Raw genomic sequence first — 21136 nt, forward strand, 5'->3', positions numbered from 1 at the left:
ATGATGGAGGCGGGCGAATAGAAGGCGATTGCGATGCTTGATCTTTCCCGTGAGCGTCGACGGATGGTCGATGTGCATCTTGGCCGGCGCGGCATCCATGATCGGGAAATCCTGGCGGCGATGCGGGAGGTTCCGCGCGAAGTCTTCGTGGGCCCAGGGTATGAGGAATTCGCCTATGAGGACGGACCGCTGCCGATCGCGGAAGGGCAGACGATATCGCAGCCTTACATCGTTGCCTTCATGCTGGAGATGGCGGAAATCGGCCCAGGCGACCAGGTGCTCGAGGTCGGCACGGGATCAGGCTACGCCGCCGCCGTCATGAGCCGCGTCGTCGACCATGTCTACACGATCGAACGCCACGCGCCACTGGCCGAGGACGCACGGCGACGCTTTCAAAGACTAGGCTACGGCAACATCGAAGTGCGGATCGGCGACGGCACCAAAGGCTGGCCCGAAGCAGCACCCTTCGACGCCATCGTGGTGGCGGCGAGCGGACCGGGCGCACCGCTGGCCTTGCAGCAGCAGCTCGACGTCGGCGGCAGGCTGGTCATTCCGGTGGGCGACGATCCCGACGAGCAGCGGCTGCTCAAGGTGACCCGCACGGGCGCATCGACCTATAGCGAGGAGGATTTCGGCGGCGTGCGCTTCGCCCCGTTGATCGGCGAACAGGGCTGGCGGGAGGAAAGCCGCCCGGCGACTGTCCCCACGACGCCACTGGCGCGCAAACGCAGCCTGCCGGAAATGATCGCCGCGGTCGCCGAGCCGCTTTCCGACTTCGACGACCCTGCGTTTGCCGAACCGTTCGACCGTTTCGCGGACCGGCGGATCGTCCTGCTCGGCGAATCCAGCCATGGCACGTCCGAATTCTACCGGGCGCGCGCGGCGATCACCAAAAGGCTGATCGAGAGGCACGGCTTCGCAATCGTCGCGGTCGAGGCCGACTGGCCCGATGCAGCGGCCATCGACCGCTATGTCCGCGGTCGAGGCGCCTCGCCCGGCGCCAATCGGCCGTTCCAGCGCTTTCCAAGCTGGATGTGGCGCAACACCGATGTCGCGGCATTCGTGGAATGGCTGCGCAAGCACAATGACAAGGTCAAGGCGCTGCAGCCGCAAGCAGGTCTCTACGGCCTCGACATCTACAACATGCGCGGTTCGATCGCCGCCGTCCTGGAGTATCTCGACCGCGTCGACCCGGAAGCGGCAAGGGTTGCGCGGGAACGCTATGGCTGCCTTACGCCGTGGCAGACCGAGCCGTCGACCTACGGCCGCGCCGCGCTGACCAAGGGCTACCGCGAATGCGAGGAAGCGGTCCTCGAGCAGTGCCGCGACATGCTGGCGAGGCAACTCGATCATGCCGGCCGGGGCGGCGAGGAACTGTTCGACGCCGCGCAGAATGCCCGGCTCGTCGCTTCGGCGGAGCAGTATTACCGCGTCATGTATTATGGCGGACCGCACTCCTGGAATCTGCGCGACACGCATATGTTCGAGACGCTGGGCCATGTGCTGGATGCGCATGGCCCGAACGCGAAGGCCGTCGTGTGGGCGCACAATTCCCACATCGGCGATGCCCGCTACACCGAAATGGGAATCTCGCGCGAGGAAGTGAATATCGGCCAGCTCTGCCGGCAGCGCTTCGGCGATGCCGCGGCTCTCATCGGTTTCGGCACGCACACCGGCACTGTCGCGGCGGCGAACGACTGGGACGGCGAGATGGAAATCAAGTCGGTGCGGCCATCGCGCGAGGACAGCTACGAGCGGCTCTGCCACGAAGCCGGCATCGACCGGTTCCTGCTTGACCTGACACGCGCCCCGAAGCTGCGCGACCGGCTGACCGAACGCCGCCTGGAACGGTTCATCGGCGTGATCTACCGGCCGGAAACCGAACTGCACAGCCACTATGCCGACGCTTCTCTGGCGCGGCAATTCGATGCCTTTGTCTGGTTCGACGAGACCAGCGCGGTTACGCCGCTCGGACCCGAACACGCCGCTGAAGGCATGCCAGAAACCTATCCGTTCGGCGTCTGACGCCGGAACATTCCGCGCCGCTTCCGGTTCGAAAGACATAACGAGGAACGACCATGAGCGGAAACCAGCACCCGAAATCGAAAAAACCGAGCGATGCCGATCTGGGCAATGATCCCGGCATTGGAACCTCCAAGGGCACCATCAAGGAAGGCGACGAGCTGGAGCACGGCGAGAACACTGTCGAAGGTGATGTCGAGAATGACACCACCGACGCGGGTGGCATCAACCCGCGCCAGAAGGTTCGCACGAACAAATAAATCCAGAAACAACACCGATCAACATAGTATAATCGTTAAATTTGTCCGGCGTACATCAACATTGATCAACAAAATCTGCACCCGATCAGCGACCTTTGGAACATCCGGGCGCATTTCTTGTTGATTCTAATCGCAATCAGGCGATCAACAGGAGATTATTACCATGATCAAACTTCTTTCCGCATCGGTACTTGCAATTGTCCTGGCGACTTCCGCGATGGCCCAAACCAGCGGCTCGGGCACCGGGGACGGCACCAACGGCACCGGCCCAACCACAGGCACCACTGGCACCGGCGCCGCAACAGGCACGGGCAGTAGCAACGGCACGATCGATCCAAACGCCACCAACAGCACGAACAGCACCAAGTCCAACGGCGCAAACGACCGCTGCAAGGACGCGGCCGGCAACGACACGGACAACAATACCGCTACCGGCAACACCACATCCAATATCCAGAACTGCAACAAGTAAGCCTGGAGCCCATTCACGCCGAAGGGCCCGCCTTTCTCAGAAGCGGGCCCATCTTCTTGGGCGATCGCGTGCTAGAGCACTTCCCACTACATGCCGCGGTCGGGGACATAGAGGCAGAAGGAGTGCTGCGACTTCATATCGCCACCCGGCTTGCATTCGTGAAAGTTTTCGTCGCGCGATCGCTTTATGCGGTGGTCGCTGTAGGGAATCAGCTCGCCGGTCGAGAGCTGATAGCCGTATTTCGTCTCTTTCACATCCGAAGGCGGTGCCTGGTAGCAATCCACCCCAGCGCAGCAGGAAGGGTCATACTGCCAGCCCTCCGGCGCCTGGTGGCCCGATGCCGGGACGCAAAGGAGGCTCGCTAGGACGCTTGCCGTCAGAGGAAGCCATGCCCGCCGGCGGAGTGGACGTAGCCCAACCGCCGCTGCCCGTGCCTGCAGATGTTCGCTTGACGCTGTTGTGTTCATAGCCGATCCGCCGTGGTTGCGGCGGCTCCGGACGGTTCCAGAGCCTCACGATCCGCCGCCGGATCGTCGGCGGCGGCTTTCCCCGAACTTAGAAGTCATAGCTATGTTCCACGACGTCTGCGGCGCCATCATTCCTTCATATAGGCGCCGGGCTGACGGCCGCTCCGGGGCGCTTTCGCGTCCTTGGAATGCTCCGCGACCGCAGGGCCGGCGCCTGAGCTTTTTTCGGTCGCCGGGCTCGGCGTCGGTTGCCGCGGCGGATTGCGGCCTTCCGATTGGTGGGTCTTGTCCTCGACCTCGCCCTGTTTGCGGCTAAGGCCTGGATCGACGTGAGGTCTTTCGTTGCTGGCGGCGTCCTGGGAAAATTCGTCGCTCGGATCCGGATCGGTATTCGCCGGATATTTCCTGGCGCCCGTCTCGCGATGGTTCTGGATGTTGTTCATGACTGATCTCCGGTTGATGGAAGAAAACACCGGCGCGAGGACGGAGTTCCCGCCTCCCGGGCAGCCGAAACAAAGTCCTCGGTGGAACAAACCTCCCCCCACCGGATTAGGCGCCGGCAGGGGAGCTCAGCCGCGAGAGGAGTCCGGCATGAACAGGGAAGAACGGATCAGGCAGCGCGCCCACGAGATATGGGAACGCGAAGGCCGCCCCGAGGGGCGCCAGCAGGAACATTGGGATCAAGCCGTTCAGGAGATCGAGTCAGAAGGTTCGGAGGCCGAGCGCGGTCCGGTGGCGCCCGATCCTGCTGTTGGGGTCGGCTCGGACCTGGCCGCCAACAGGCCAGGCGGCTGAGGTCGCGGATGCGCCGTATCATATTCGCAGTTGGCCTTGTGGTGATCGTTCTGGTCGCCCTCTGGCTGTGGGCTGGCCAGAATGGCGGGCGTCCGGCTGGCGGTGCCCAGCAGCCCTCGCCTCATGCTATCGACCAGAATGGCTGAGACGATGAGGCGCTTCATCGCGCGGCGGTGTCGCCGGCCTTGTGCCGCTTTGCCTTGGCTGGAACGAGCCGGCCCGAGTTGGCGCGCAGTCCTCTGAAGAACTCCTCCACATAGGGCAGCAGTTCGAACAGCACGATAATGACCATCACGGCGGCAATATATGTCACCGGCAGTTGCTGATGTTTCCAGGTCAGATCGAAGCGAGCTTCTTCCGTTCCGGCGCCAAATAGCGCCAGGAATTGCCCCCAATGCAGCGCCACCACGATGACCAGGCCCATCAGCGGGATCATCTCCAGGAAGCTGTGCACATGCTGCTCGATAGGGCTCACCGTGCGCGCCGTGGTCGCGTAGCGCACGTCCCACATCGCTGTCGCTTCATGGACAAAGAAGGTGACGATCATCACGGAGACCACCAGGGCGTTCACCTCGAGGAACATTGCCGCAAGCAGCGGGATCCCGACCTCGGCGAACATCAGGAGATGGATGAGCGATTCCTTCGCGCCGGTGGTGGATTCTATGTGGGTCGCGCGGTGGCAGAGCCAATCGGCAAACCCCGCGATCAGCCAGACCGGCAAGACGAAATACATCAGGATGAGGACCATCGGATCGTCAAGCACGGCTGCCCCTATCTATCGCCATTGTCTGCGTCCCGCTTCAGCTTTGCCGCCTCGCGATCGAGCACGCGCGGATCGTTTCCGTATTTCAGGATCAGCGCCAGCGCCAACCCGCTTGGAATTCCCGCTCTTTCCGCGAGGTCGCGGACCCGTTCGGCATTCTCACGCTCGTTATCATCCTTGGAGGCTTCGCCGTGCGATGTCATGGTCCTGGTTCCGGCCAAGTCCCGCCTCGTGCCGAACCGCGGGCCGGCGCAATGGTTCCATGCCTGCCGGATCGGATCGAAGCGCATGCAGCGAACGGCCGGAACGGTTCACCCGTCGCTGCGTTCTAACATCTGGCTTCCCTGCGGCCTCCTGTCATGCGCGCCGATGTCGGCGCGGCATGGTCCAGGGCTGCGGTCTCACCACGTCGGAATGCCATTGACGGAGTTCGGGTGTGCGAAACCTCAGGGGACTTCACCTCTTGATTGCGGAGGACGAGTGGCTGCTCGCCAGCGATCTCGCGACCTTCTTCGCTGACATGGGCGCGATCATCCTGGGACCGGTGGCGACGCTGGAACAGGCCGGACGACATGCCAAAGCAGCCGAGGCCGCGATCCTGGACATCGACCTGCACGGCCGCAAGATTTTTCCGGTGGCGGACGAACTGATGCTGCGCAACGTGCCCTTCGTGTTCTTCAGCGGATATGACGACATCGCCATCCCCGAACATTTGCGTTTCGCCAGCAGCCTGAGCAAGTCCTCGAACCGCATCAGCCTGGTCGATGCGTTGTTCCCGCCGGAGCCCTCCGCAGAGCCAGCGACCGTCGCGCAGCCGGTGTCTGCGGCGGAGGACGTCGTCGCGCTGCTGCCCAAGCTCCGGCTTACCGCACGTTTGCTGCTGGACGATGCCGGGGCCTCTGACCGCCTTGTCGAGCACACTCTGGAACAGGCGCTTGAGGATATCGACAAAAGGCCCGAGGCCTCATCGATCGCCGACTGGCTGAACAGCATTATGCGCAGGATAGCCTGGTCGCGCGGAGCCTCTCTTTTGCACTGATCGGGCCGCCGGCGACCTGCGCTCGCCGGCAACTCTCTTATTGCACGAAGCGGCTTCTGAGCCATCCGAGGATCCGATTGCCCTTTACAATCCGACGCACCCGCGCGGCGGCCCAGCTGGCCTGCATCGTCGCGCCGGTATGGCAGCTGCAGACGACATCATGCAATTGCCAATCGGAGAGTTCGAAGAAGCGCTTCGCCTCGCCATAGGTGTCCGATTGCAACCCGGCCGCGCGCAGCAGCGGATCATCGAAGGCAACCGCGAGCGGCGAGCCATCCGCCCGCACCCGTTCACGGACGCCGGGATCGACATATTCGGTGCCCGTCAGCGCCGAGAGGCAACGCTGAGGATTGCGATCGAGCAATTCCGCCCACCGCTCGATCCGCTGCCTTCTCGTCGCAAGGGGAATCAAGCCGAGCCGATCGACGATTGCCACCGATTGAAGTTCGTATGAGGTCTGATGCTTCATTGCTGTCTCCTGTGGTTGTGGCGGCGACATCTGCACGGCGGCGCGGCAGGTTCTGCCGGGGCCTGAAGCCCACGCCAGCGAGGGCAGGCGCGGGCCGACCAGGTGTTGCCCACCCGTCTTCAACAGACGCCTTGGTATGGCGTCCGAAGCGAACCCGAACTGCCAGCGATCTCCTATGTTCCAGCCACCTTTTGGGACAGCGGGCAGGCGCTTGAACCGGCAGCGATGGAACATCGCGTGGATTGCATTGTTAAACACCTGACCGGTCGCTGAACCGCGATGGCGCCATCACCGCAACGGAGCGGTTCTTACAGCCCAATGGAGGCTCGTCGCGGAATGGCCCGTTCCACAAGCCCAACGAACAACCACAACATCATCGTTATCGGCGCGTCGGCCGGCGGGATCGAGCCTCTGAAGCGGATCGTCGCCGATCTGCCCGCCGATCTGGCGGCGGCCGTGTTCGTCGTGGTGCATATCGGCCAGGTCAGCTACCTGCCCGATATCCTCGACCGCGCGGGGAGGCTCGAAGCGCAGCCGGCCAGGAACGGCGCGGCGTTCAGGATGGGCTGCATCTATGTGGCGCCGCCGGGTTTCCATCTTCTCCTTCACGATGGCCATATGATGCTGCGGCGCGGCCCGCGCGAAAACCTCGCCCGGCCGGCCATCGATCCTTTGTTCCGTTCGGCGGCGCTGAGCTACGGCGCCAGCGTCATCGGCGTGCTGCTGTCGGGTGCGATGTCCGACGGCACCGCCGGGTTGAGGGCCGTCAAGGCCGTCGGCGGGCTGGCGGTCGTCCAGCATCCTAAAGATACGCTGGTACCTTCCATGGTGGAAAGCGCGCTGCATTATGTCGAGGTCGACCACTGCCTGCCTGCTGCCGAGCTCGGCGCTTTGCTTGCAAAGCTGACTGCCGAGCCGCCGGGCGAGACCTTTGCGGCACCGCCGATGGTAAGATTGGAAGCGGCCATCGCCGCGCAGGAGCATTCGACCATGAAAGACGAAGATCGACTTGGGCAATTGTCGGTGTTTACATGCCCGGAATGCCACGGGCCGTTGTGGGAGATCGAAGACGGTGACATGCTCCGCTATCGGTGTCATACCGGGCATGCCTTCACCGCCGACGCAGTGATAGAGGCTCAGGCTATCGAAGCGGACGAGATCCTGTGGAGCCTGCTTCGCTCGCATCAGCAGCGGGCGGAGTTTGCCCGGCGCATGGCCGAGCGGGAAAAGACACGGCGTCGCTCCGAACTGGCCAATCAGTTCGGCCAGCGGGCGCGGGAATACGAAGCGGATGCCGCCGTCATCGAGCGCATCCTTGAGAGCAGGCGAGCACGGTTAGGCGGCAATGGCGCGGGCGGCGAGGAAGACAGGCACGACAAGAGCGAAGGCTAACGACGCGCCCGAGGCCGCAACGGAGGGGGCACCTTTCCCGATTATCGGCATCGGCGCGTCGGCCGGCGGCATCGCGGCCCTGCAACGGTTCTTTCCCGAAGTGCCGGCCGAAAGCGGCTTTGCCTATGTGGTCATTCAACATCTCGATGCCGAGCACGAAAGCGTTCTCGCCAGCATCATCCAGCGGTCGACCTCGATCGAGACGCTGACGGCGGCCGAAGACATGGAGATCGAGCCCGACAAGATCTACGTCACGCCGCCCGGTGTATCGGTGACGGTGCGTGGCCAGCATTTCCATATGGCCAAAATGGCCACGACGCGCGCCAGACGGACGCCGATCGACGATTTCTTCACCTCGCTGGCGCAGGAGCAGTCGGAGAACGCGGCGGGAGTGATCCTGTCCGGCACTGGCAGTGACGGCACCATCGGGCTGAGAGCCGTCAAGGAACGCGGCGGCCTGACCTTGGCGCAGGAAAGCGCCGAGTATGACGGCATGATGCGCAGCGCCGTCCAGAGCGGCCTGGTCGACATGGTGCTTCCGGCCGAGGAAATGGCGGGCAAGCTCACCAGCTATTTCCGCCACGCCAACCACACCGATGGCGAGCGCGACCGCCGCAAGCGCGATGTCGCCGAGCAGCTTTCGCGCATCGCGGCGCTGCTTCGCGTGCGCACCGGCCATGATTTCAGCGGCTACAAGGACAACACGATCCTGCGCCGCATCCAGCGCCGGATGCAGGTGCTGCAGATCGACGACCCGATCGCCTTTTACGAGCGGCTGCGCGACGAACCGCAGCAGGTCGATCTGCTCTTCCAGGACCTGCTGATCGGCGTCACCAGCTTCTTTCGCGACGAGCACGCCTTCGATGTGCTGGAAAGACTGGTCATTCCCCGGCTCTTCGAGAACCGAAAGCCCGACGAGACGATCCGTGTATGGGTGCCCGGCTGTGCGACGGGCGAAGAGGCCTATTCGATCGCTATGCTCTTAAAGGAGAGCGCTCCGCGGGGCGCCGCCTCGCCCAATCTGCAGATTTTCGCCACCGATATCGACGAGCGTGCGCTGGAGGTGGCCCGCGCCGGGCGCTATCCTGCAACGATCGCCACGGACATAACGCCGAAGCGGCTCAAGGAGTTCTTCTCGCGCGAGGACGGCACTTACCGCGTTTCGGCCGATCTGCGCGAGGTCTGTCTGTTTTCCTCGCACAACCTGTTGCGCGACCCGCCCTTCTCCAAGCTCGACCTGATCACCTGCCGGAACCTCCTGATCTATATGGGCCCGGAACTGCAGGAAAAAATCATTCCGATCTTCCACTACGCTCTGCGCAACAACGGCTATCTCTTTCTCGGATCCTCGGAGAACGTCACGCGGCACGCCCGCCTGTTCTCCACCGTGGACAAGGCGAGCCGCATCTTCCAGAAGCGTGGCGGGATGACCCCGCAGCGGTTGCCCGAATTCCCGCTCGCCGCCGCCGCCAGGCACACCGTGCCGAATACACGGCAGCGGGCGACGAACGGAACCTTGCAGGAAGTGGCGGAGCGTCTTCTCGTCGAGCGATTTGCGCCGGCCTATGTGGTGGTCAACGCTGGTGGCGAATTGATGCATAGTTCGGGCGGTACCGGCAAATATCTCGAGCTCGCCGCGGGCGCCCCCGACCACAACGTCTTTTCCATGGCAAGGCGGGGCCTTCGCATGGACCTGCGCGCGGCGCTCCACAAGGCGGCCAGCACAGGACAGGTGGCGATCCAGAACAAGATCACCGTCGGCACCAATGGCGGCCGGCAGACGATCAGCCTGGCCGTGCAACCGTTGCCCTCCGACGGCTCGGCGGACCCGCTCTACATGCTGGTCTTCCGCGACATCGGCGGCATCAAGGCGGAGTCGGAGGACGAGCCCGTCCACACGACCGACGATGTCGAAAGCGCCAATGTCAGCCAGCTCGAAAGGGAGCTGAGGGAAACCAAGGAGCGGCTGCAGATTACCACGGAGGAGCTCGAATCCTCCAATGAGGAGCTGAAATCCTCCAACGAGGAATTGTCGTCGATCAACGAGGAGCTGCAGTCGTCCAACGAGGAACTGGAAACCTCGAAGGAGGAGCTGCAGTCGATCAATGAGGAACTGCAGACGGTCAATGCCGAGCTCAACATTCGCGTCGACGAGCTCAGCCGCGCCAACAACGACATGGCCAACCTGCTCGAAAGCACGCAGATCGCCACCGTGTTTCTCGACCGCGACCTCTGCATCAAGAGCTTCACTCCGACCGCCCGCGACCTTTTCCGCCTGGTCGAGAGCGATGTCGGTCGGCCGCTGGCGCATGTGCGGCCGCGCTTCCCCGCTGACGGGCTGCAGGCCGACATGGAGCAGGTGCTGCTGAGGCTTGGCACGATCGAGCGGCAGGTCGAAGGTACCGACAGCGGCCGGCGCTACATCATGCGCGTCCTGCCCTATCGCACCGTCGACAACGTGATTGCCGGCGTCGTCGTCACCTTTGTCGATGTCACGCAGATCGCGCGGGCGGAGGAAAAGATCGGCGTGCTCTCGCACGACCTGCGCAACCGCGTCGAAAGCCTCGAGACCCTGCTCGACCTGGTGCCGGTCGGCATCTTCATCGCCGAAGACGGCGACGGCGCGGAGATCCGCGCCAACCGCCGCGCGGTGGAATTCATGGGGCAGCGCTCCACCGGCGACAAGCTCATTTCAGTTCCCGCCGTCCTGCCGCTGACGCTCAACGGCGTTAAGGTGGATGCTGAAGAGCAGCCTCTGCGAAAGGCGATTCGCACCGGAAAACCTATCCCCGGCTACGAAGCGCAAATCCTGCACGAGAATGGTTCGGGCATCGACGTGATGATGTCGGCCAACCCGCTTTTCGACGAAAACGGCAAGGTGCGCGGCGCCATCGCGACCCTTGTCGACATATCGAGCCACAAGGAGGCAGAGCGCAGCCAGGAGAGATTGCTGCACGAACTGCAACATCGCGTGAAGAACATCCTGGCCACAGTCACCGCGCTGGCTTCACGCATGGTTGGCACATCGAGTTCAATCGGTGATTTCTTTTCCTCGTTCCAGCAGCGGCTGCAGGCAATGGGCCGAACGCACGAAGTGCTGTCTTCCTACAACTGGCGCGATGCCGATCTCGAGCAGCTGCTGCGGGCAGTTCTAACGCCCTACAGCAGCAAGCTTCGCCAGAACATCGTCATTGACGGAAAATCACTGCAGCTCGGCGCAAGCGTGGCCGCGACACTTGGCATGGTGTTCTTCGAGCTTGCTAGCAATGCGGCGAAATATGGGGCGCTCTCGACCGAGGACGGCCGCGTCGAAGTGGCCTGGAGAACCGACAAATCGGGTGTGCTGTCAATCCGATGGAAGGAAATCGGCGGGCCTGCCGTAGACGAGCCGACGCGACTGAATTTCGGAACAAGCTTTATAAAGCAAAGTTTAGAGTATGAGCTTGGGGGGAAGGTCGACCTGCGGTTCGAGCCCTCCGGGCTTGAGTGCGACATCCAGATACCGTTGGCACCCGCCACGGACCGCTGACATCCTCGCGCTGGGTACCGGGAATGAACACGAATACACTCTTGTCCGACCTTAAAGTCCTGGTGGTTGAGGACGTGTTCATGCTTGCGCAGGACTTGGCCGACCAGTTGAGCGGTGCCGGATGCACCGTGGTCGGACCGGTGCCCACGGTTCAACAAGCGCTGGATCAAGCGGACAGTATCGCCCTGGATGGTGCCGTGCTGGACGTGAATCTTCGCGGCGAGCGAAGCTTTCCTTTGGCCGAGCATCTGGCGCGTGGCGGCGTGCCTTTCATTTTTCTCACCGGATATGACAGCGTCACCGTCTTCCCCGATCAATTCAGGGACGCGCAGAAGCTAGCCAAGCCCGTCGACTACAAGATGCTGATCGAGGCGGTGTCGCGGTTCCGCAAAGGTGATGCCGCGTCGGGCTGAAGTCCAGCTTGGGCTCGTTGAATTGGCCTGATCTATTGCTCGGTGCGATCCCCTACCAATTGGCTCGCCAGTTCGACCAGATGCCGGATCGGCGCCGGCTTGGGCACATAAGGCGCGCCGTGGAAGATCGGCGACTGGAACTCCGGATCGTAGCCCGAATGGACGACGAAAGGCACGCCCGCTTCCTTGAGGCGGGCGGCGGTGACACCGCGCTGGCCATCGAGCAGTTGGATATCGATAATGGCAAGGTCCGGCCTGTGATCGTCCAGCCAAGTCGCGGCTGCCCGCTCGGACGCCACGCAGGCCGCCTCGAAACCTCGCTCCTTCAGGCCATTCGCCACGTCCGACGCAATCAGATATTCGTCTTCAATGATCAGTGCCAAGGGCGTTGCCATGGCGACCTCCTATGACAGGCGCATTTCTGCCGGACGCACGACTGATCGTACTCCGCCGGCCAGGGAAACGCACCACGCTTTGCTTCGGAGCGGTTTCGAGCTCCCCAACAGGATTTGGACCGGCCTGGTTCAACCCCGTCTCCTGCTGAAGTTCAATCACGTCGGGGTGGGACAAGGCCGCGCGGGCATCAAGCAGGCGAAGGAACTCAGGTCTCAGCCCGTCGCCTCGTGAACTCGCAAGCGCATGCAGTGACATGAGGGAACGCATCATATTACCTTTCACAGATGCCGCCTCCCTCACATGGCGGCGGTTGCCCTTTCCTGCCTTGCTTCTTCGAAATCGACGGACACGACGACAGCGCCGTCGCCGCCACGAACCCGAACCGCCCAGCCGTCCTGAAAGGGTTCGGCCGCATCGTCGAGCAGATCGATCGCCGACCGCAACGCTTCGTCATGAACGGCTTCCAGGTTGGGCAAGTCCACGCCTTCGAGCCGCCTCACATTGCCACCCTCGCGATATTCGAATGTGTAGGGACCCTCACCTGTATCGCTTTGCCGCTGGATGCCGGGCCGGCCGCCATCTGCGTTCCCCTGCGAGCGGTCTTGTGCAGGCAGGCCGCCGAAAGCCGCGCACTGAACCATCAACTCTTTGGCGCGATCAACAAGGGCGCCGTGGTCAAGCAACGGATTGGACACGACCATCGTGACAGCGATGTTTTCGCCGCCCTCGCCGACAAATTCGACCGTCACAGTTCCGGGACTGGCATGTATCGCTGTGTCGAGAACTTGCATTCCTGCCTCTTTCTCTTGGTGTTGAGAATACAAAGCTGCCCTGCTCCGGAAAGTTCCCTCCGAGTTTCAAGAAGGCGCGGTTGGAACAGCGGGGCCGGATGAAGGTTTGGGAACAAAGGAGGCGCCGAATGTCACCCAACCCACGCACACCGGCCGAGGCCCGCGGCGAAATCCAGGCCGGCAGGACGCAGGACAAGACACCCGGATTCGACCCGGCGGCGGCACCGCAGGAAGCAGACGCCGAAGCCGGTGCTGTCTCGACGTCCGCCGCGCCGGCCGAGCCGCGCAAACCGAACTTCACCAACCAGTCGAGCTTTGCCAACGCGATGCGACCGCCGGAGAACGCGCCACACCTCGAGCCGAGCAGGAACGGGCCGGTCCTGGTCATCGTGGCGCTGGTTGTCCTGGCCGCGGTCGCCTTTCTGCTCGCCGCGGCCCTGCACTAGCCATGGAAGGAACATCATTCGCCGTCCCAGGTTTGATAACGCAGGAGGTTATTGCGATGCCCAGCTTGAGAAGTCTGTTTCGCCATCTTTGGCGCTGGAAAGCACAGCCTGCGACCGCCCCCTCTCCAGTGGATGCCATTGTGCGGCTGCTGCGCGACGCCGAGAAGCAGCGCGGATCCCGCCGTTCGGAATGACCGCATCCTGACGGTTATGTCTCCGGTGGATCGAGCGATCGCCGGAGTCACTCCTCGTCAAAGATATGCTCGTGGATGATACCGAGGATCTGCAGCTTCACTGTTTCCCGCGCCTCGGGTTTCACGAAGGCCATCAGCAGATCGACCGTCTCCTCCACCCGCCGCGGCAGGTCGGCGCTCGGATCGCTCAGATAGCTGCCATGGGCATAGAGGTTTTCGGTCAGCTTCTTGTTCAGGTCGGAAAAGAGTCCCATGGCGATTGCTCCTTGCCGATCCAACAGCCAGAGCGCCCACGCGGTTCCCTCGGCCGAAGGCATTGCAGTTTCATCGTGCGGAATCCTCCGATCCCAAGGAACATTCGGTCCAACCGGATGTTCGGCCGAACCACTCAGGAGGATCGAATGGGAAACGGGAAACTGGCGGTGGTCACCGGTGCCTCGAGCGGCATCGGCAGGGAGCTCGCGAAACTCTGCGCCAAGGACGGCTACGATCTGGTCATCGTCGCCGATGAGCCGGCCATCGAGCAGGCCGCGGAGGCGCTCCGATCGCACGGCGTCTCGGTCGATGCGGTGGAGGCCGACCTTGCACGCGAGAATGGCGCCGACAAATTGATCGCCGAGATCGGCGACCGCGACATCGATCTCCTGTTCCTCAACGCGGGGCGCGGCCTGGGCCGGGGCTTTATCGACCAGGATTGGAACGAGGCACGCCGCGTCATCGACACCAACATCACCGGCACGGTCTATTTGGCCCATCGGCTCGGCCGCAAGATGGTCGGACGCGGTCGCGGCCGGATCCTGTTCACAGGCTCGATCGCCGGCTTCACGCCAGGCACGTTCCAGGCGGTCTACAACGGCACCAAGGCCTTCATCGATTCCTTCGCCATCGCGCTGCGTCACGAGCTGAAGGACAGCGGCGTGAGCGTCACCGTGCTGATGCCGGGCGCCACGCAGACGCGCTTCTTCGAGCGCGCCGACATGATGGATACCGAGATCGGGGTGCAAGAGAAGGACAATCCCGCCGATGTGGCCAGGGACGGCTACGACGCCTTGATGGCCGGCGAGGAGCAAGTGGTCAGCGGCTGGAAGAACAAGATGCAGGCCGCCGCCGCCCATGTCACACCGGCCGGCATGCTGGCCGAACAGCACCGCAACATGGCCGAACCGGGTTCGGCGAAGAATGGCTGAAAACGCGGGCTCTGATCCGGGAACATTCCCGCCCAGCGCCAGTTCGGTTCGTAGCCCGCTAAGCATCGACAACCCAAAGGAACAACCGATGAAAGCCCTGACCTGGCATGGCAAAGGCGACATTCGTTGCGACCAGGTCGCCGACCCGGCGATCGAGAACGATCGCGACATCATCATCAAGGTCACGTGCTGCGCCATATGCGGCTCGGACCTGCATCTGATGGACGGCTACATGCCGACGATGAAATCGGGCGACGTGCTGGGCCACGAGACCATGGGGGAAGTGGTGGAAGTCGGCCGCGCTCACACGAAGTTCAAGAAGGGCGATCGCGTCGTCGTTCCCTTCAACATCTCCTGCGGCGAGTGCTGGTTCTGCCAGAACGGCCTGTTCTCGCTCTGCGACCGCTCGAACCCCAACGCCGAGCAGGCCGCCAAGGTGATGGGCCAGTCGCCAGCGGGCCTGTTCGGCTATTCGCATCTGGTCGGCGGCTATTGGGGAGGACAGGCCGAGTATCTGCGCGTGCCCTTTGCCGATGTCGGCCCGATCAAGGTGCCTGACGGCATGGATGACGAGCAGGTGCTGTTCCTGTCCGATATCTTTCCCACCGGCTACATGGCGGCCGAGAACGCCGGGATCCAGGAAGGCGACACTGTCGCCATCTGGGGCTGCGGGCCGGTCGGGCAGTTCGCCATCCAGAGCGCCTGGATGCTCGGCGCGGGCCGTGTCATTGCCATCGACAAAGTGCCGGAACGGCTCGCCATGGCGCGTGATTACGGCAAGGCCGAGACGCTCGATTTCAGCAATTCCGATATTTACGATGCCCTGATGGCCATGACCGACGGTCGCGGCCCTGACAGTTGCATAGACTGCGTCGGCACCGAGGCCGATGCCACCGCAACGTCCGATTCCATGCTCGATAAGGCCAAGGCCACCGTCTATCTCGGCACCGACCGGCCGCATGTGCTGCGCGAGGCGATCTATTGCTGCCGCAAGGGCGGCACGATCTCGGTGCCCGGCGTCTATATCGGCCTGGTGGATCACATTCCGTTCGGCGCGGCGATGAACAAGGGGCTGACTTTCCGCATGGGCCAGACCCATACTCACCGCTATCTCGAGCCGCTGCTGCAGAAGGTGCTAAGCGGCGAGATCGACCCGTCCTTCGTCATCACCCACCGCGCGGGCCTGGAGGAAGGACCGGATCTCTACAAGACATTCCGCGACAAGCAGGACGGCTGCATCAAGGTGGTGATGCGCCCGCACGGCTGATCGCGCGGATAGCGAACGGCTGAACGAGGAAAGGTTCGAAAATGGCTGAACCGAAAGACACGTCCAAGCCTGCGGTGAAATCGCCCGATCCCGGGGGGCTTCCGCATCCGCATCGCGATGCGCAGGACCGCGATGCGGGCGCGAGACCGACTGCCCCAAAGACCTCAGGCGCACGGGAGCCCTCGACCTCGCCGCTCGACAATCCTGTTGCAAACCGCAACGCCGGTCGACGGCGCCAGACCGGGCAGACACCCAGGCCGACGGACAAGCCGCTCGATTGAGCGGCACGAACAAATGCGGCAGCCTGACCGCCTGCCGCGGCGCCGTTGCAGGGCCTCCTCTCCCTCCAACGGCGCCACGACGCCAGCTTCTCGACCCACTAGAGCGTTTCGCCGTTTCACGGAAACGGCGAGCCGCTCTATCTCTTTGTTTTGACGCAATTCCGAACGGAAAACCGCTGACACTTTTCCTGGAATTGCTCTAGTCCTTCTGGCTGCGCTCGACGAATTTGTTGAAGCGGCTCGTTCCTCCGCCGCCGGCTTCATCCTGATGCAGGAAGGCTAGGTCGTTCTCGTCGAAAATGCGGAAGAATTCGTCCCACTCGATCGGTTCCAGCGTGTCTTCGGGCTCGCCGAAATCGATGCGCAGAATGCCGCCCTTGCCTTTCGTGCGAACGACGGCCGGCTGACCATCGCGTTCTTCCACCCATTTCCGGATCTCGTCGTGATTGGTGGTCGTCTTGGCCTCGGACATGGATTTCCCTTTCTCGCAGCGGGGATTGGTGAGCGGCCCTAACAGCAGCCAAAGGGCAATGTTCCACCGGGTTGCACAGCCCTTGTCCGAGCTGCGTGACCTCCCGCGGCGGGAACTTTGTTGATGCAGGGAACAAACCTTTTACCGCGCAGTTCGGGGCGCCGAAGCAAAATCCGCAAGGGAGTCATCGTGAAACGAGTATTGGTTACGGGAGGTTGCGGCTTCATCGGCCGCCACGTCGCCCAGGAACTCGCCGACCATGGTTATCGCGTGCGCCTGCTCGATGCACTTGTCGACCAGGTACACGGCGCCGAAGCCATCAACCTTCCGACCGGAGCCGAGCTGATCAAGGGCGACGTGCGCGATCGCGATGCGGTCGCCGAGGCGGTTTCGGATATCGACGCGGTCATCCACCTGGCGGCCGAGGTCGGCGTCGGCCAGTCCATGTACGAGATCGCCCGCTATGTCGGCACCAACGACCTCGGCACGGCGGTGCTGCTCGAGGCACTCATCAAGCATCCGGTCGAACGGATCGTCGTGGCATCCTCCATGAGCATCTATGGCGAAGGCCTCTACCGGACTGCGGACGGCGAGCGGATGGATAATGCCCGACGCAAGCACGCTGACATCAAGGACGGCCTGTGGGATCTCAGATCGGCATCGGGCGAGGCCCTGTCGCCGATTCCCACGGACGAGGAGAAGCGGCCGGATCTCGCCTCGATCTACGCGCTGACCAAATACGCGCAGGAGCGCGCGGTGCTGATCTTCGGCCAGGCCTATGACATCGATGCGGTGGCGCTGCGCCTCTTCAACGTCTTCGGCGCCGGACAGGCGCTTTCCAATCCCTATACCGGCGTTCTCGCCAACTTCGCCTCGCGTCTCGCCAGCGGCAAGCGGCCGACGATCTTCGAGGACGGCGAGCAGAAGCGTGACTTCGTGCATGTGCGCGACGTCGCCACCGCTTTCCGGCTTGCTCTGGAACAGCGCCAGGCCGCCGGCCATGCCATCAATATCGGCAGCGGCCACGCCTATTCGATCAGCGAAGTGGCTCGCCTGCTTGCCAGGGCGATGGGTATTCCCAAGCGCCCGCCTGAAATCCTGGGCAAGGCGCGCTCCGGCGATATCCGCAACTGCTTCGCCGACATTGCCAAGGCGCGCGAGCTGCTCGGCTTCGAGCCGAAGCATCGACTGGAAAATTCGCTCGGCGAATTCGCCGCCTGGGTTCGCAACAGCGTCGTCATCGACCGGGGCGCCGACATGCGGCGCGAGCTGGAAGAGCGAGGATTGGTCTCATGACCCAGACGCACCGCCCCGCCCGACAGGCGCCCGTGGCCGTTATCGGGGGCAGCGGCTTCATCGGCTCCAACCTGGCCGACAGCCTGCTTTCCGATGGAGAGACAGTGCTGGTCGTCGACAATCTCAGCCGTCCAGGCGTCGAGCAGAATCTCGATTGGCTGGCGCAAAAGCATGGCGAGCGGCTGATCGTCGAAATCGTCGACATTCGCGATCTGAGCGCGTTGGCCACCGCACTGGCGCCGGCCAAAGCGATTTTCCATCTGGCCGCTCAAACAGCCGTGACGACCAGCCTGAGCGATCCTGCTGAAGACTTCGACATAAACCTCAAGGGGACGTTCAACGTGCTGGAAGCGGCCCGCGGCACCGGAGCTCCCGTGGTCTTCGCCAGCACCAACAAAGTCTATGGCAGCCTGCCCCAGATCGCGGTTCGGCAAGCCGACGATCACTATGAACCGCTCGACGAGGAGGTGCGTACGAGCGGCGTCGCTGAGAAGGTCGGCCTTGATTTCTGCACGCCCTATGGCTGCTCGAAGGGCGCGGCGGATCAGTATGTGCTCGACTATTCCAAGTCCTATGGCTTGCCGACGGCGGTGCTGCGTATGAGCTGCATCTACGGGCCGCGCCAGTTCGGCACCGAGGACCAGGGCTGGGTCGCGCATTTTCTTCTCAGCGCGCTGTCGGGCCGGCCGATCACCGTTTACGGCGACGGCCGGCAGGTGCGCGACATCCTGCATGTGTCCGATGCCGTGGCCGCCTATCGCGGCGTGCTCGCCAGGATCGAGGACCTGAAAGGCCAGGCGTTCAATCTGGGCGGCGGCCCGCGCAACGCGGTCAGCCTGCGCCTGCTGCTGGCGGAGATCGCCGACATGACCGGCAGCGACATCGCGATCCGCCACGACCACGAGCGCACCGGCGATCAGCCCTACTTCGTCGCCGATACGCGCAAGCTGCAAGCCACGATCGGCTGGCAAGCGCATGTCCTATGGCGCGAAGGCGTCTGCGATCTCGCCAACTGGCTGCTGCGGCATCGGCTCCAATCGCGCCCCGAAGCCACGAGGTACGTCGCATGAAGGTAGCCCTGGTCAATCCGTTCTGGACGTATGAGCACAGCATCTATTTCGGCTGCCGCCAGCCGCATCTGCCGCTGGAGCTCGGCTATTCCAAAGCGATGTTGGAGGCCGATGGACACGACGTCCTGATGCTGGACGGACAATTGCAGGCCCTCGACAACGCGGCGCTGGCCGAGCAGGTGGCGTCATTCGCGCCGGACATGACGGTGGTGACCACCGCCCCGACCTATCTGTTCTGGCGCTGCGCGCCGCCGGAACTGCGTGTTCCCGGAGAATTCCTCAACCATCTCGCCGGGCGCGGCGGCCGCACGGTGGCGGTCGGACCGCACGGCTCGGCGACGCCGGCGCCCACCTTGCGCAAGCTCGGCGTCGATGTCGTCGTGCGCGGCGAATGCGAGGAGGTCGTGGCTGAACTCGCGCGGCAAAGCGACTGGAGCAAGGTCGCGCATACGGCCAGCCTCCAGGGCGACGGTCTCGCCTGCAATGGCGGCGTTCATGTCAGCCCGTTCGTCGATCACCTGGCGCTCACCTGGCCGTCCGACTGGATCGCGGCGCATGGCCACCACCACCACAGGTTCGATACCGTCCAGAAGGGCGCCGGCGCCGAGGTGGAGGCCTCGCGCGGCTGTCCCTACAATTGCAGCTTCTGCGCCAAGATCGATTTTCGCGATGCCTATCGGCGCAGAAAGCACGATGCCATCGTCGCCGAGATCGACGGGCTGATCGCGCAAGGCGTCGGCTACATCTATTTCATCGACGAAATCTTCCTGCCGCAGAAGGCGCTGCTGGAAGCGCTGGTCGATCGCGACGTTCAATTCGGCGTCCAGACGCGCATCGATCTGTGGAAGCCGGAACTGCTCGAGCTGCTCGGCGCGGCAGGCTGCGTCTCGATCGAAGCAGGCCTTGAAAGCCTGACCGTCGAGGGCCGCGCGATGCTGGCCAAGCGCTGCCGCCTCGACACTGAGGACCTCGCAGCGCTTCTTATCGACGCCCGCCGCAACGTGCCTTTCGTCCAGGCCAATCTGATCGGCGTGGTTGAGGACGACCCGGCGCTGGTGGATTATTGGCGCAAGCACCTCATCGATCATGGCGTCTGGGCGAACGAGCCCGTGCCGCTCTACCCCTATCCGAGCTCGCCCAGCTATCGCGAACTCTGGGGCGAACCCGACGACCTCGCCTGGGAGCGCGCGCATGAGCACTACCTCGCCTCCTTCCGCTCGTTCAGCGACATCCAGGACCAGCGCCCGCATGCGCTGGCCGAGTTGGAGTCCTCATGCTGCAATCACTGATCCATCGTCCGCGGCGCATCCTGATGACGACCGACGCCGTCGGCGGGGTGTGGCGCTACTCGCTCGACCTGGCTCGCGAGCTGGCGGCCGGCGGCGACAGCATCGTGCTTGCCGGGCTGGGGCCGGAGCCTTCCCCGGAGCAGGCGCGTGAGGCGCAGTCTTTCGCCACGCTGGTTTGGCTGAAAAGCCCGCCGGACTGGATGACGCGCGATGAAAAAGATCTCGACCGCTTGCCGGGCGAATTGCGAAGCCTTGCCAAGACCTATGCGATCGATCTCGTCCATCTCAATGCGCCGGCGCAAGCCGCCGGACTTGATCTGACATGTCCCATCGTCGCGGTCTCGCATTCATGCGTGGCCACCTGGCTGCACGCGGTGCGTGGGCAGGCGCCGGCGGACGCCTGGTCCTGGCAGCGAGATCGCAACAGGGCCGGATTCGATCGCGCCGATGTCGTTATCGCTCCGAGCCGAAGCCATGCCGAGATGCTCCAAGCCTGCTACGGCGCGATCGCAGGCTTGGGCGTCGTCCATAATGGCGCCCTGCCCGGCCCGAGGCCGGGACGGCGCGAGCGTTTTGTCTTCGCTGCCGCGCGCTGGTGGGACGAGGGCAAGAACGCGGCATCGCTCGACGCCGCCGCCGCGCTCTGCGCCTGGCCCGTTCAGGCCGCCGGTCCGCTCGCCGGCCCCGACGGACAGCGCGCCCGTTTCGACCACTGCGTCTCTCTCGGTTCAATCGACCACCGCGAGGTTCGGCGCCGCATGAGGCGGGCCGGCATCTTCGTGTCAACTTCCATCTACGAGCCCTTCGGGCTGGCCGCCCTGGAGGC

25 protein-coding genes are annotated in these 21136 nt (G+C 63.5%); 16 read left to right on the plus strand and 9 right to left on the minus strand.

Annotated features, from left to right (window positions below; all coding sequences use genetic code 11):
- Positions 1-33: 33 nt before the first annotated feature.
- The 3 genes from EOA27_RS01415 to EOA27_RS01425 all read left to right on the plus strand — a co-directional run bounded on the left by EOA27_RS01415 (position 34) and on the right by EOA27_RS01425 (position 2754).
- Positions 34-2025 (plus strand): protein-L-isoaspartate(D-aspartate) O-methyltransferase, encoded by a 1992-nt coding sequence (locus EOA27_RS01415; protein ID WP_126079174.1) that lies wholly within the window; start codon positions 34-36, stop codon positions 2023-2025.
- 53 nt (positions 2026-2078) lie between these two features.
- Entirely contained in the window at positions 2079-2282 is a 204-nt protein-coding gene (locus tag EOA27_RS01420) for a hypothetical protein (protein WP_126079175.1), read from the plus strand.
- Positions 2283-2445: 163 nt separating this feature from the next.
- A complete protein-coding gene (locus EOA27_RS01425; RefSeq protein ID WP_126079176.1) occupies positions 2446-2754 on the plus strand; it encodes a hypothetical protein in 309 nt (102 codons plus the stop codon).
- Between the two features lie 86 nt (positions 2755-2840).
- On the opposite strand, the gene EOA27_RS40435 is transcribed toward EOA27_RS01425, so the two are convergent.
- Together EOA27_RS40435 and EOA27_RS01430 are read right to left on the minus strand one after the other, a co-directional pair.
- On the minus strand, positions 2841-3008 hold the full coding sequence (locus tag EOA27_RS40435; RefSeq protein ID WP_189341784.1) for a hypothetical protein: 168 nt from the start codon (positions 3006-3008) through the stop codon (positions 2841-2843).
- Between the two features lie 341 nt (positions 3009-3349).
- Positions 3350-3664: a hypothetical protein gene (locus EOA27_RS01430; protein ID WP_127255275.1), complete on the minus strand. Its 315-nt coding sequence runs from the start codon at positions 3662-3664 to the stop codon at positions 3350-3352.
- A 148-nt stretch (positions 3665-3812) separates the two neighbouring features.
- On the opposite strand from EOA27_RS01430, the gene EOA27_RS01435 reads away from it, so the two are divergent.
- Complete coding sequence (locus EOA27_RS01435; protein WP_126079178.1) at positions 3813-4016, plus strand: DUF2934 domain-containing protein; 204 nt, start codon at positions 3813-3815, stop codon at positions 4014-4016.
- 160 nt (positions 4017-4176) lie between these two features.
- On the opposite strand, the gene EOA27_RS01440 is transcribed toward EOA27_RS01435, so the two are convergent.
- A complete protein-coding gene (locus tag EOA27_RS01440) occupies positions 4177-4779 on the minus strand; it encodes a diguanylate cyclase (RefSeq protein WP_126079179.1) in 603 nt (200 codons plus the stop codon).
- Between the two features lie 8 nt (positions 4780-4787).
- Positions 4788-4982 carry a hypothetical protein gene (locus EOA27_RS01445; protein ID WP_126079180.1) on the minus strand — a complete coding sequence of 65 codons (195 nt, stop codon included), beginning with the start codon at positions 4980-4982 and terminating at the stop codon, positions 4788-4790.
- A gap of 260 nt (positions 4983-5242) precedes the next feature.
- Between EOA27_RS01445 and EOA27_RS01450 the strand changes: the two genes are divergently transcribed.
- The gene (locus EOA27_RS01450; protein ID WP_245467248.1) at positions 5243-5818 is read left to right on the plus strand and encodes a response regulator; all 576 of its coding nucleotides are present in this window, start codon (positions 5243-5245) and stop codon (positions 5816-5818) included.
- A 37-nt stretch (positions 5819-5855) separates the two neighbouring features.
- Here the strand turns inward: EOA27_RS01450 and EOA27_RS01455 are convergent, their stop codons facing one another.
- Complete coding sequence (locus tag EOA27_RS01455; RefSeq protein WP_126079182.1) at positions 5856-6287, minus strand: hypothetical protein; 432 nt, start codon at positions 6285-6287, stop codon at positions 5856-5858.
- Positions 6288-6623: 336 nt separating this feature from the next.
- Here EOA27_RS01455 and EOA27_RS01460 point away from each other — a divergent pair, with 336 nt between their 5' ends.
- Genes EOA27_RS01460 through EOA27_RS01470 form a run of 3 tightly spaced genes read left to right on the plus strand, consistent with a single transcriptional unit; the run spans position 6624 to position 11621 of the window.
- Entirely contained in the window at positions 6624-7679 is a 1056-nt protein-coding gene (locus EOA27_RS01460; protein WP_245467249.1) for a chemotaxis protein CheB, read from the plus strand.
- Complete coding sequence (locus tag EOA27_RS01465) at positions 7633-11208, plus strand: CheR family methyltransferase (RefSeq protein ID WP_126079184.1); 3576 nt, start codon at positions 7633-7635, stop codon at positions 11206-11208. The genes EOA27_RS01460 and EOA27_RS01465 overlap by 47 nt, the downstream gene beginning before the upstream one ends.
- Positions 11209-11231: 23 nt before the next feature.
- The gene (locus EOA27_RS01470) at positions 11232-11621 is read left to right on the plus strand and encodes a response regulator (protein WP_126079185.1); all 390 of its coding nucleotides are present in this window, start codon (positions 11232-11234) and stop codon (positions 11619-11621) included.
- Between the two features lie 32 nt (positions 11622-11653).
- Here EOA27_RS01470 and EOA27_RS01475 read toward each other — a convergent pair whose 3' ends face one another.
- Together EOA27_RS01475 and EOA27_RS01480 are read right to left on the minus strand one after the other, a co-directional pair.
- Positions 11654-12016: a response regulator gene (locus EOA27_RS01475; RefSeq protein ID WP_126079186.1), complete on the minus strand. Its 363-nt coding sequence runs from the start codon at positions 12014-12016 to the stop codon at positions 11654-11656.
- Positions 12017-12313: 297 nt separating this feature from the next.
- Positions 12314-12808 (minus strand): hypothetical protein, encoded by a 495-nt coding sequence (locus EOA27_RS01480; RefSeq protein WP_126079187.1) that lies wholly within the window; start codon positions 12806-12808, stop codon positions 12314-12316.
- Between the two features lie 128 nt (positions 12809-12936).
- Between EOA27_RS01480 and EOA27_RS01485 the strand changes: the two genes are divergently transcribed.
- Positions 12937-13254, plus strand: coding sequence for a hypothetical protein (locus EOA27_RS01485; RefSeq protein WP_126079188.1), 318 nt, complete (start codon positions 12937-12939; stop codon positions 13252-13254).
- Between the two features lie 241 nt (positions 13255-13495).
- On the opposite strand, the gene EOA27_RS01490 is transcribed toward EOA27_RS01485, so the two are convergent.
- Positions 13496-13765: a hypothetical protein gene (locus EOA27_RS01490; protein ID WP_245467250.1), complete on the minus strand. Its 270-nt coding sequence runs from the start codon at positions 13763-13765 to the stop codon at positions 13496-13498.
- Positions 13766-13849: 84 nt separating this feature from the next.
- Here EOA27_RS01490 and EOA27_RS01495 point away from each other — a divergent pair, with 84 nt between their 5' ends.
- The 3 genes from EOA27_RS01495 to EOA27_RS01505 all read left to right on the plus strand — a co-directional run bounded on the left by EOA27_RS01495 (position 13850) and on the right by EOA27_RS01505 (position 16183).
- Positions 13850-14635: an SDR family NAD(P)-dependent oxidoreductase gene (locus tag EOA27_RS01495; RefSeq protein WP_126079189.1), complete on the plus strand. Its 786-nt coding sequence runs from the start codon at positions 13850-13852 to the stop codon at positions 14633-14635.
- An 88-nt stretch (positions 14636-14723) separates the two neighbouring features.
- Positions 14724-15902 (plus strand): zinc-dependent alcohol dehydrogenase, encoded by a 1179-nt coding sequence (locus tag EOA27_RS01500; RefSeq protein WP_126062618.1) that lies wholly within the window; start codon positions 14724-14726, stop codon positions 15900-15902.
- A 41-nt stretch (positions 15903-15943) separates the two neighbouring features.
- Positions 15944-16183: a hypothetical protein gene (locus tag EOA27_RS01505; RefSeq protein ID WP_126079190.1), complete on the plus strand. Its 240-nt coding sequence runs from the start codon at positions 15944-15946 to the stop codon at positions 16181-16183.
- 199 nt (positions 16184-16382) lie between these two features.
- Here the strand turns inward: EOA27_RS01505 and EOA27_RS01510 are convergent, their stop codons facing one another.
- The gene (locus tag EOA27_RS01510; protein WP_042647258.1) at positions 16383-16655 is read right to left on the minus strand and encodes a hypothetical protein; all 273 of its coding nucleotides are present in this window, start codon (positions 16653-16655) and stop codon (positions 16383-16385) included.
- 189 nt (positions 16656-16844) lie between these two features.
- Between EOA27_RS01510 and EOA27_RS01515 the strand changes: the two genes are divergently transcribed.
- The 4 genes from EOA27_RS01515 to EOA27_RS01530 all read left to right on the plus strand — a co-directional run.
- Positions 16845-17951: an SDR family NAD(P)-dependent oxidoreductase gene (locus EOA27_RS01515; RefSeq protein WP_126079191.1), complete on the plus strand. Its 1107-nt coding sequence runs from the start codon at positions 16845-16847 to the stop codon at positions 17949-17951.
- The gene (locus EOA27_RS01520) at positions 17948-19021 is read left to right on the plus strand and encodes an NAD-dependent epimerase/dehydratase family protein (protein WP_126079192.1); all 1074 of its coding nucleotides are present in this window, start codon (positions 17948-17950) and stop codon (positions 19019-19021) included. Before EOA27_RS01515 ends, EOA27_RS01520 begins: the two co-directional genes overlap by 4 nt.
- Positions 19018-20310, plus strand: coding sequence for a TIGR04295 family B12-binding domain-containing radical SAM protein (locus EOA27_RS01525; protein WP_126079193.1), 1293 nt, complete (start codon positions 19018-19020; stop codon positions 20308-20310). The genes EOA27_RS01520 and EOA27_RS01525 overlap by 4 nt, the downstream gene beginning before the upstream one ends.
- Positions 20295-21136, plus strand: an 842-nt coding sequence (locus tag EOA27_RS01530) for a glycosyltransferase (RefSeq protein ID WP_127255277.1), incomplete at its 3' end; no start/stop codon positions are given. The genes EOA27_RS01525 and EOA27_RS01530, both read left to right, overlap by 16 nt.

This window comes from Mesorhizobium sp. M2A.F.Ca.ET.037.01.1.1, assembly GCF_003998075.1.
Taxonomy (GTDB): domain Bacteria; phylum Pseudomonadota; class Alphaproteobacteria; order Rhizobiales; family Rhizobiaceae; genus Mesorhizobium.

Coding starts and splice junctions, on each gene's coding strand:
- EOA27_RS01415 (WP_126079174.1), top strand. CDS start 34: ATGCTTGATCTTTCCCGTGAGCGTCGACGGATGGTCGATGTGCATCTT.
- EOA27_RS01420 (WP_126079175.1), top strand. CDS start 2,079: ATGAGCGGAAACCAGCACCCGAAATCGAAAAAACCGAGCGATGCCGAT.
- EOA27_RS01425 (WP_126079176.1), top strand. CDS start 2,446: ATGATCAAACTTCTTTCCGCATCGGTACTTGCAATTGTCCTGGCGACT.
- EOA27_RS01430 (WP_127255275.1), bottom strand. CDS start 3,664: ATGAACAACATCCAGAACCATCGCGAGACGGGCGCCAGGAAATATCCG.
- EOA27_RS01435 (WP_126079178.1), top strand. CDS start 3,813: ATGAACAGGGAAGAACGGATCAGGCAGCGCGCCCACGAGATATGGGAA.
- EOA27_RS01445 (WP_126079180.1), bottom strand. CDS start 4,982: ATGACATCGCACGGCGAAGCCTCCAAGGATGATAACGAGCGTGAGAAT.
- EOA27_RS01455 (WP_126079182.1), bottom strand. CDS start 6,287: ATGAAGCATCAGACCTCATACGAACTTCAATCGGTGGCAATCGTCGAT.
- EOA27_RS01460 (WP_245467249.1), top strand. CDS start 6,624: ATGGCCCGTTCCACAAGCCCAACGAACAACCACAACATCATCGTTATC.
- EOA27_RS01465 (WP_126079184.1), top strand. CDS start 7,633: ATGGCGCGGGCGGCGAGGAAGACAGGCACGACAAGAGCGAAGGCTAAC.
- EOA27_RS01470 (WP_126079185.1), top strand. CDS start 11,232: ATGAACACGAATACACTCTTGTCCGACCTTAAAGTCCTGGTGGTTGAG.
- EOA27_RS01475 (WP_126079186.1), bottom strand. CDS start 12,016: ATGGCAACGCCCTTGGCACTGATCATTGAAGACGAATATCTGATTGCG.
- EOA27_RS01480 (WP_126079187.1), bottom strand. CDS start 12,808: ATGCAAGTTCTCGACACAGCGATACATGCCAGTCCCGGAACTGTGACG.
- EOA27_RS01485 (WP_126079188.1), top strand. CDS start 12,937: ATGTCACCCAACCCACGCACACCGGCCGAGGCCCGCGGCGAAATCCAG.
- EOA27_RS01490 (WP_245467250.1), bottom strand. CDS start 13,765: ATGCCTTCGGCCGAGGGAACCGCGTGGGCGCTCTGGCTGTTGGATCGG.
- EOA27_RS01495 (WP_126079189.1), top strand. CDS start 13,850: ATGGGAAACGGGAAACTGGCGGTGGTCACCGGTGCCTCGAGCGGCATC.
- EOA27_RS01500 (WP_126062618.1), top strand. CDS start 14,724: ATGAAAGCCCTGACCTGGCATGGCAAAGGCGACATTCGTTGCGACCAG.
- EOA27_RS01505 (WP_126079190.1), top strand. CDS start 15,944: ATGGCTGAACCGAAAGACACGTCCAAGCCTGCGGTGAAATCGCCCGAT.
- EOA27_RS01510 (WP_042647258.1), bottom strand. CDS start 16,655: ATGTCCGAGGCCAAGACGACCACCAATCACGACGAGATCCGGAAATGG.
- EOA27_RS01520 (WP_126079192.1), top strand. CDS start 17,948: ATGACCCAGACGCACCGCCCCGCCCGACAGGCGCCCGTGGCCGTTATC.
- EOA27_RS01525 (WP_126079193.1), top strand. CDS start 19,018: ATGAAGGTAGCCCTGGTCAATCCGTTCTGGACGTATGAGCACAGCATC.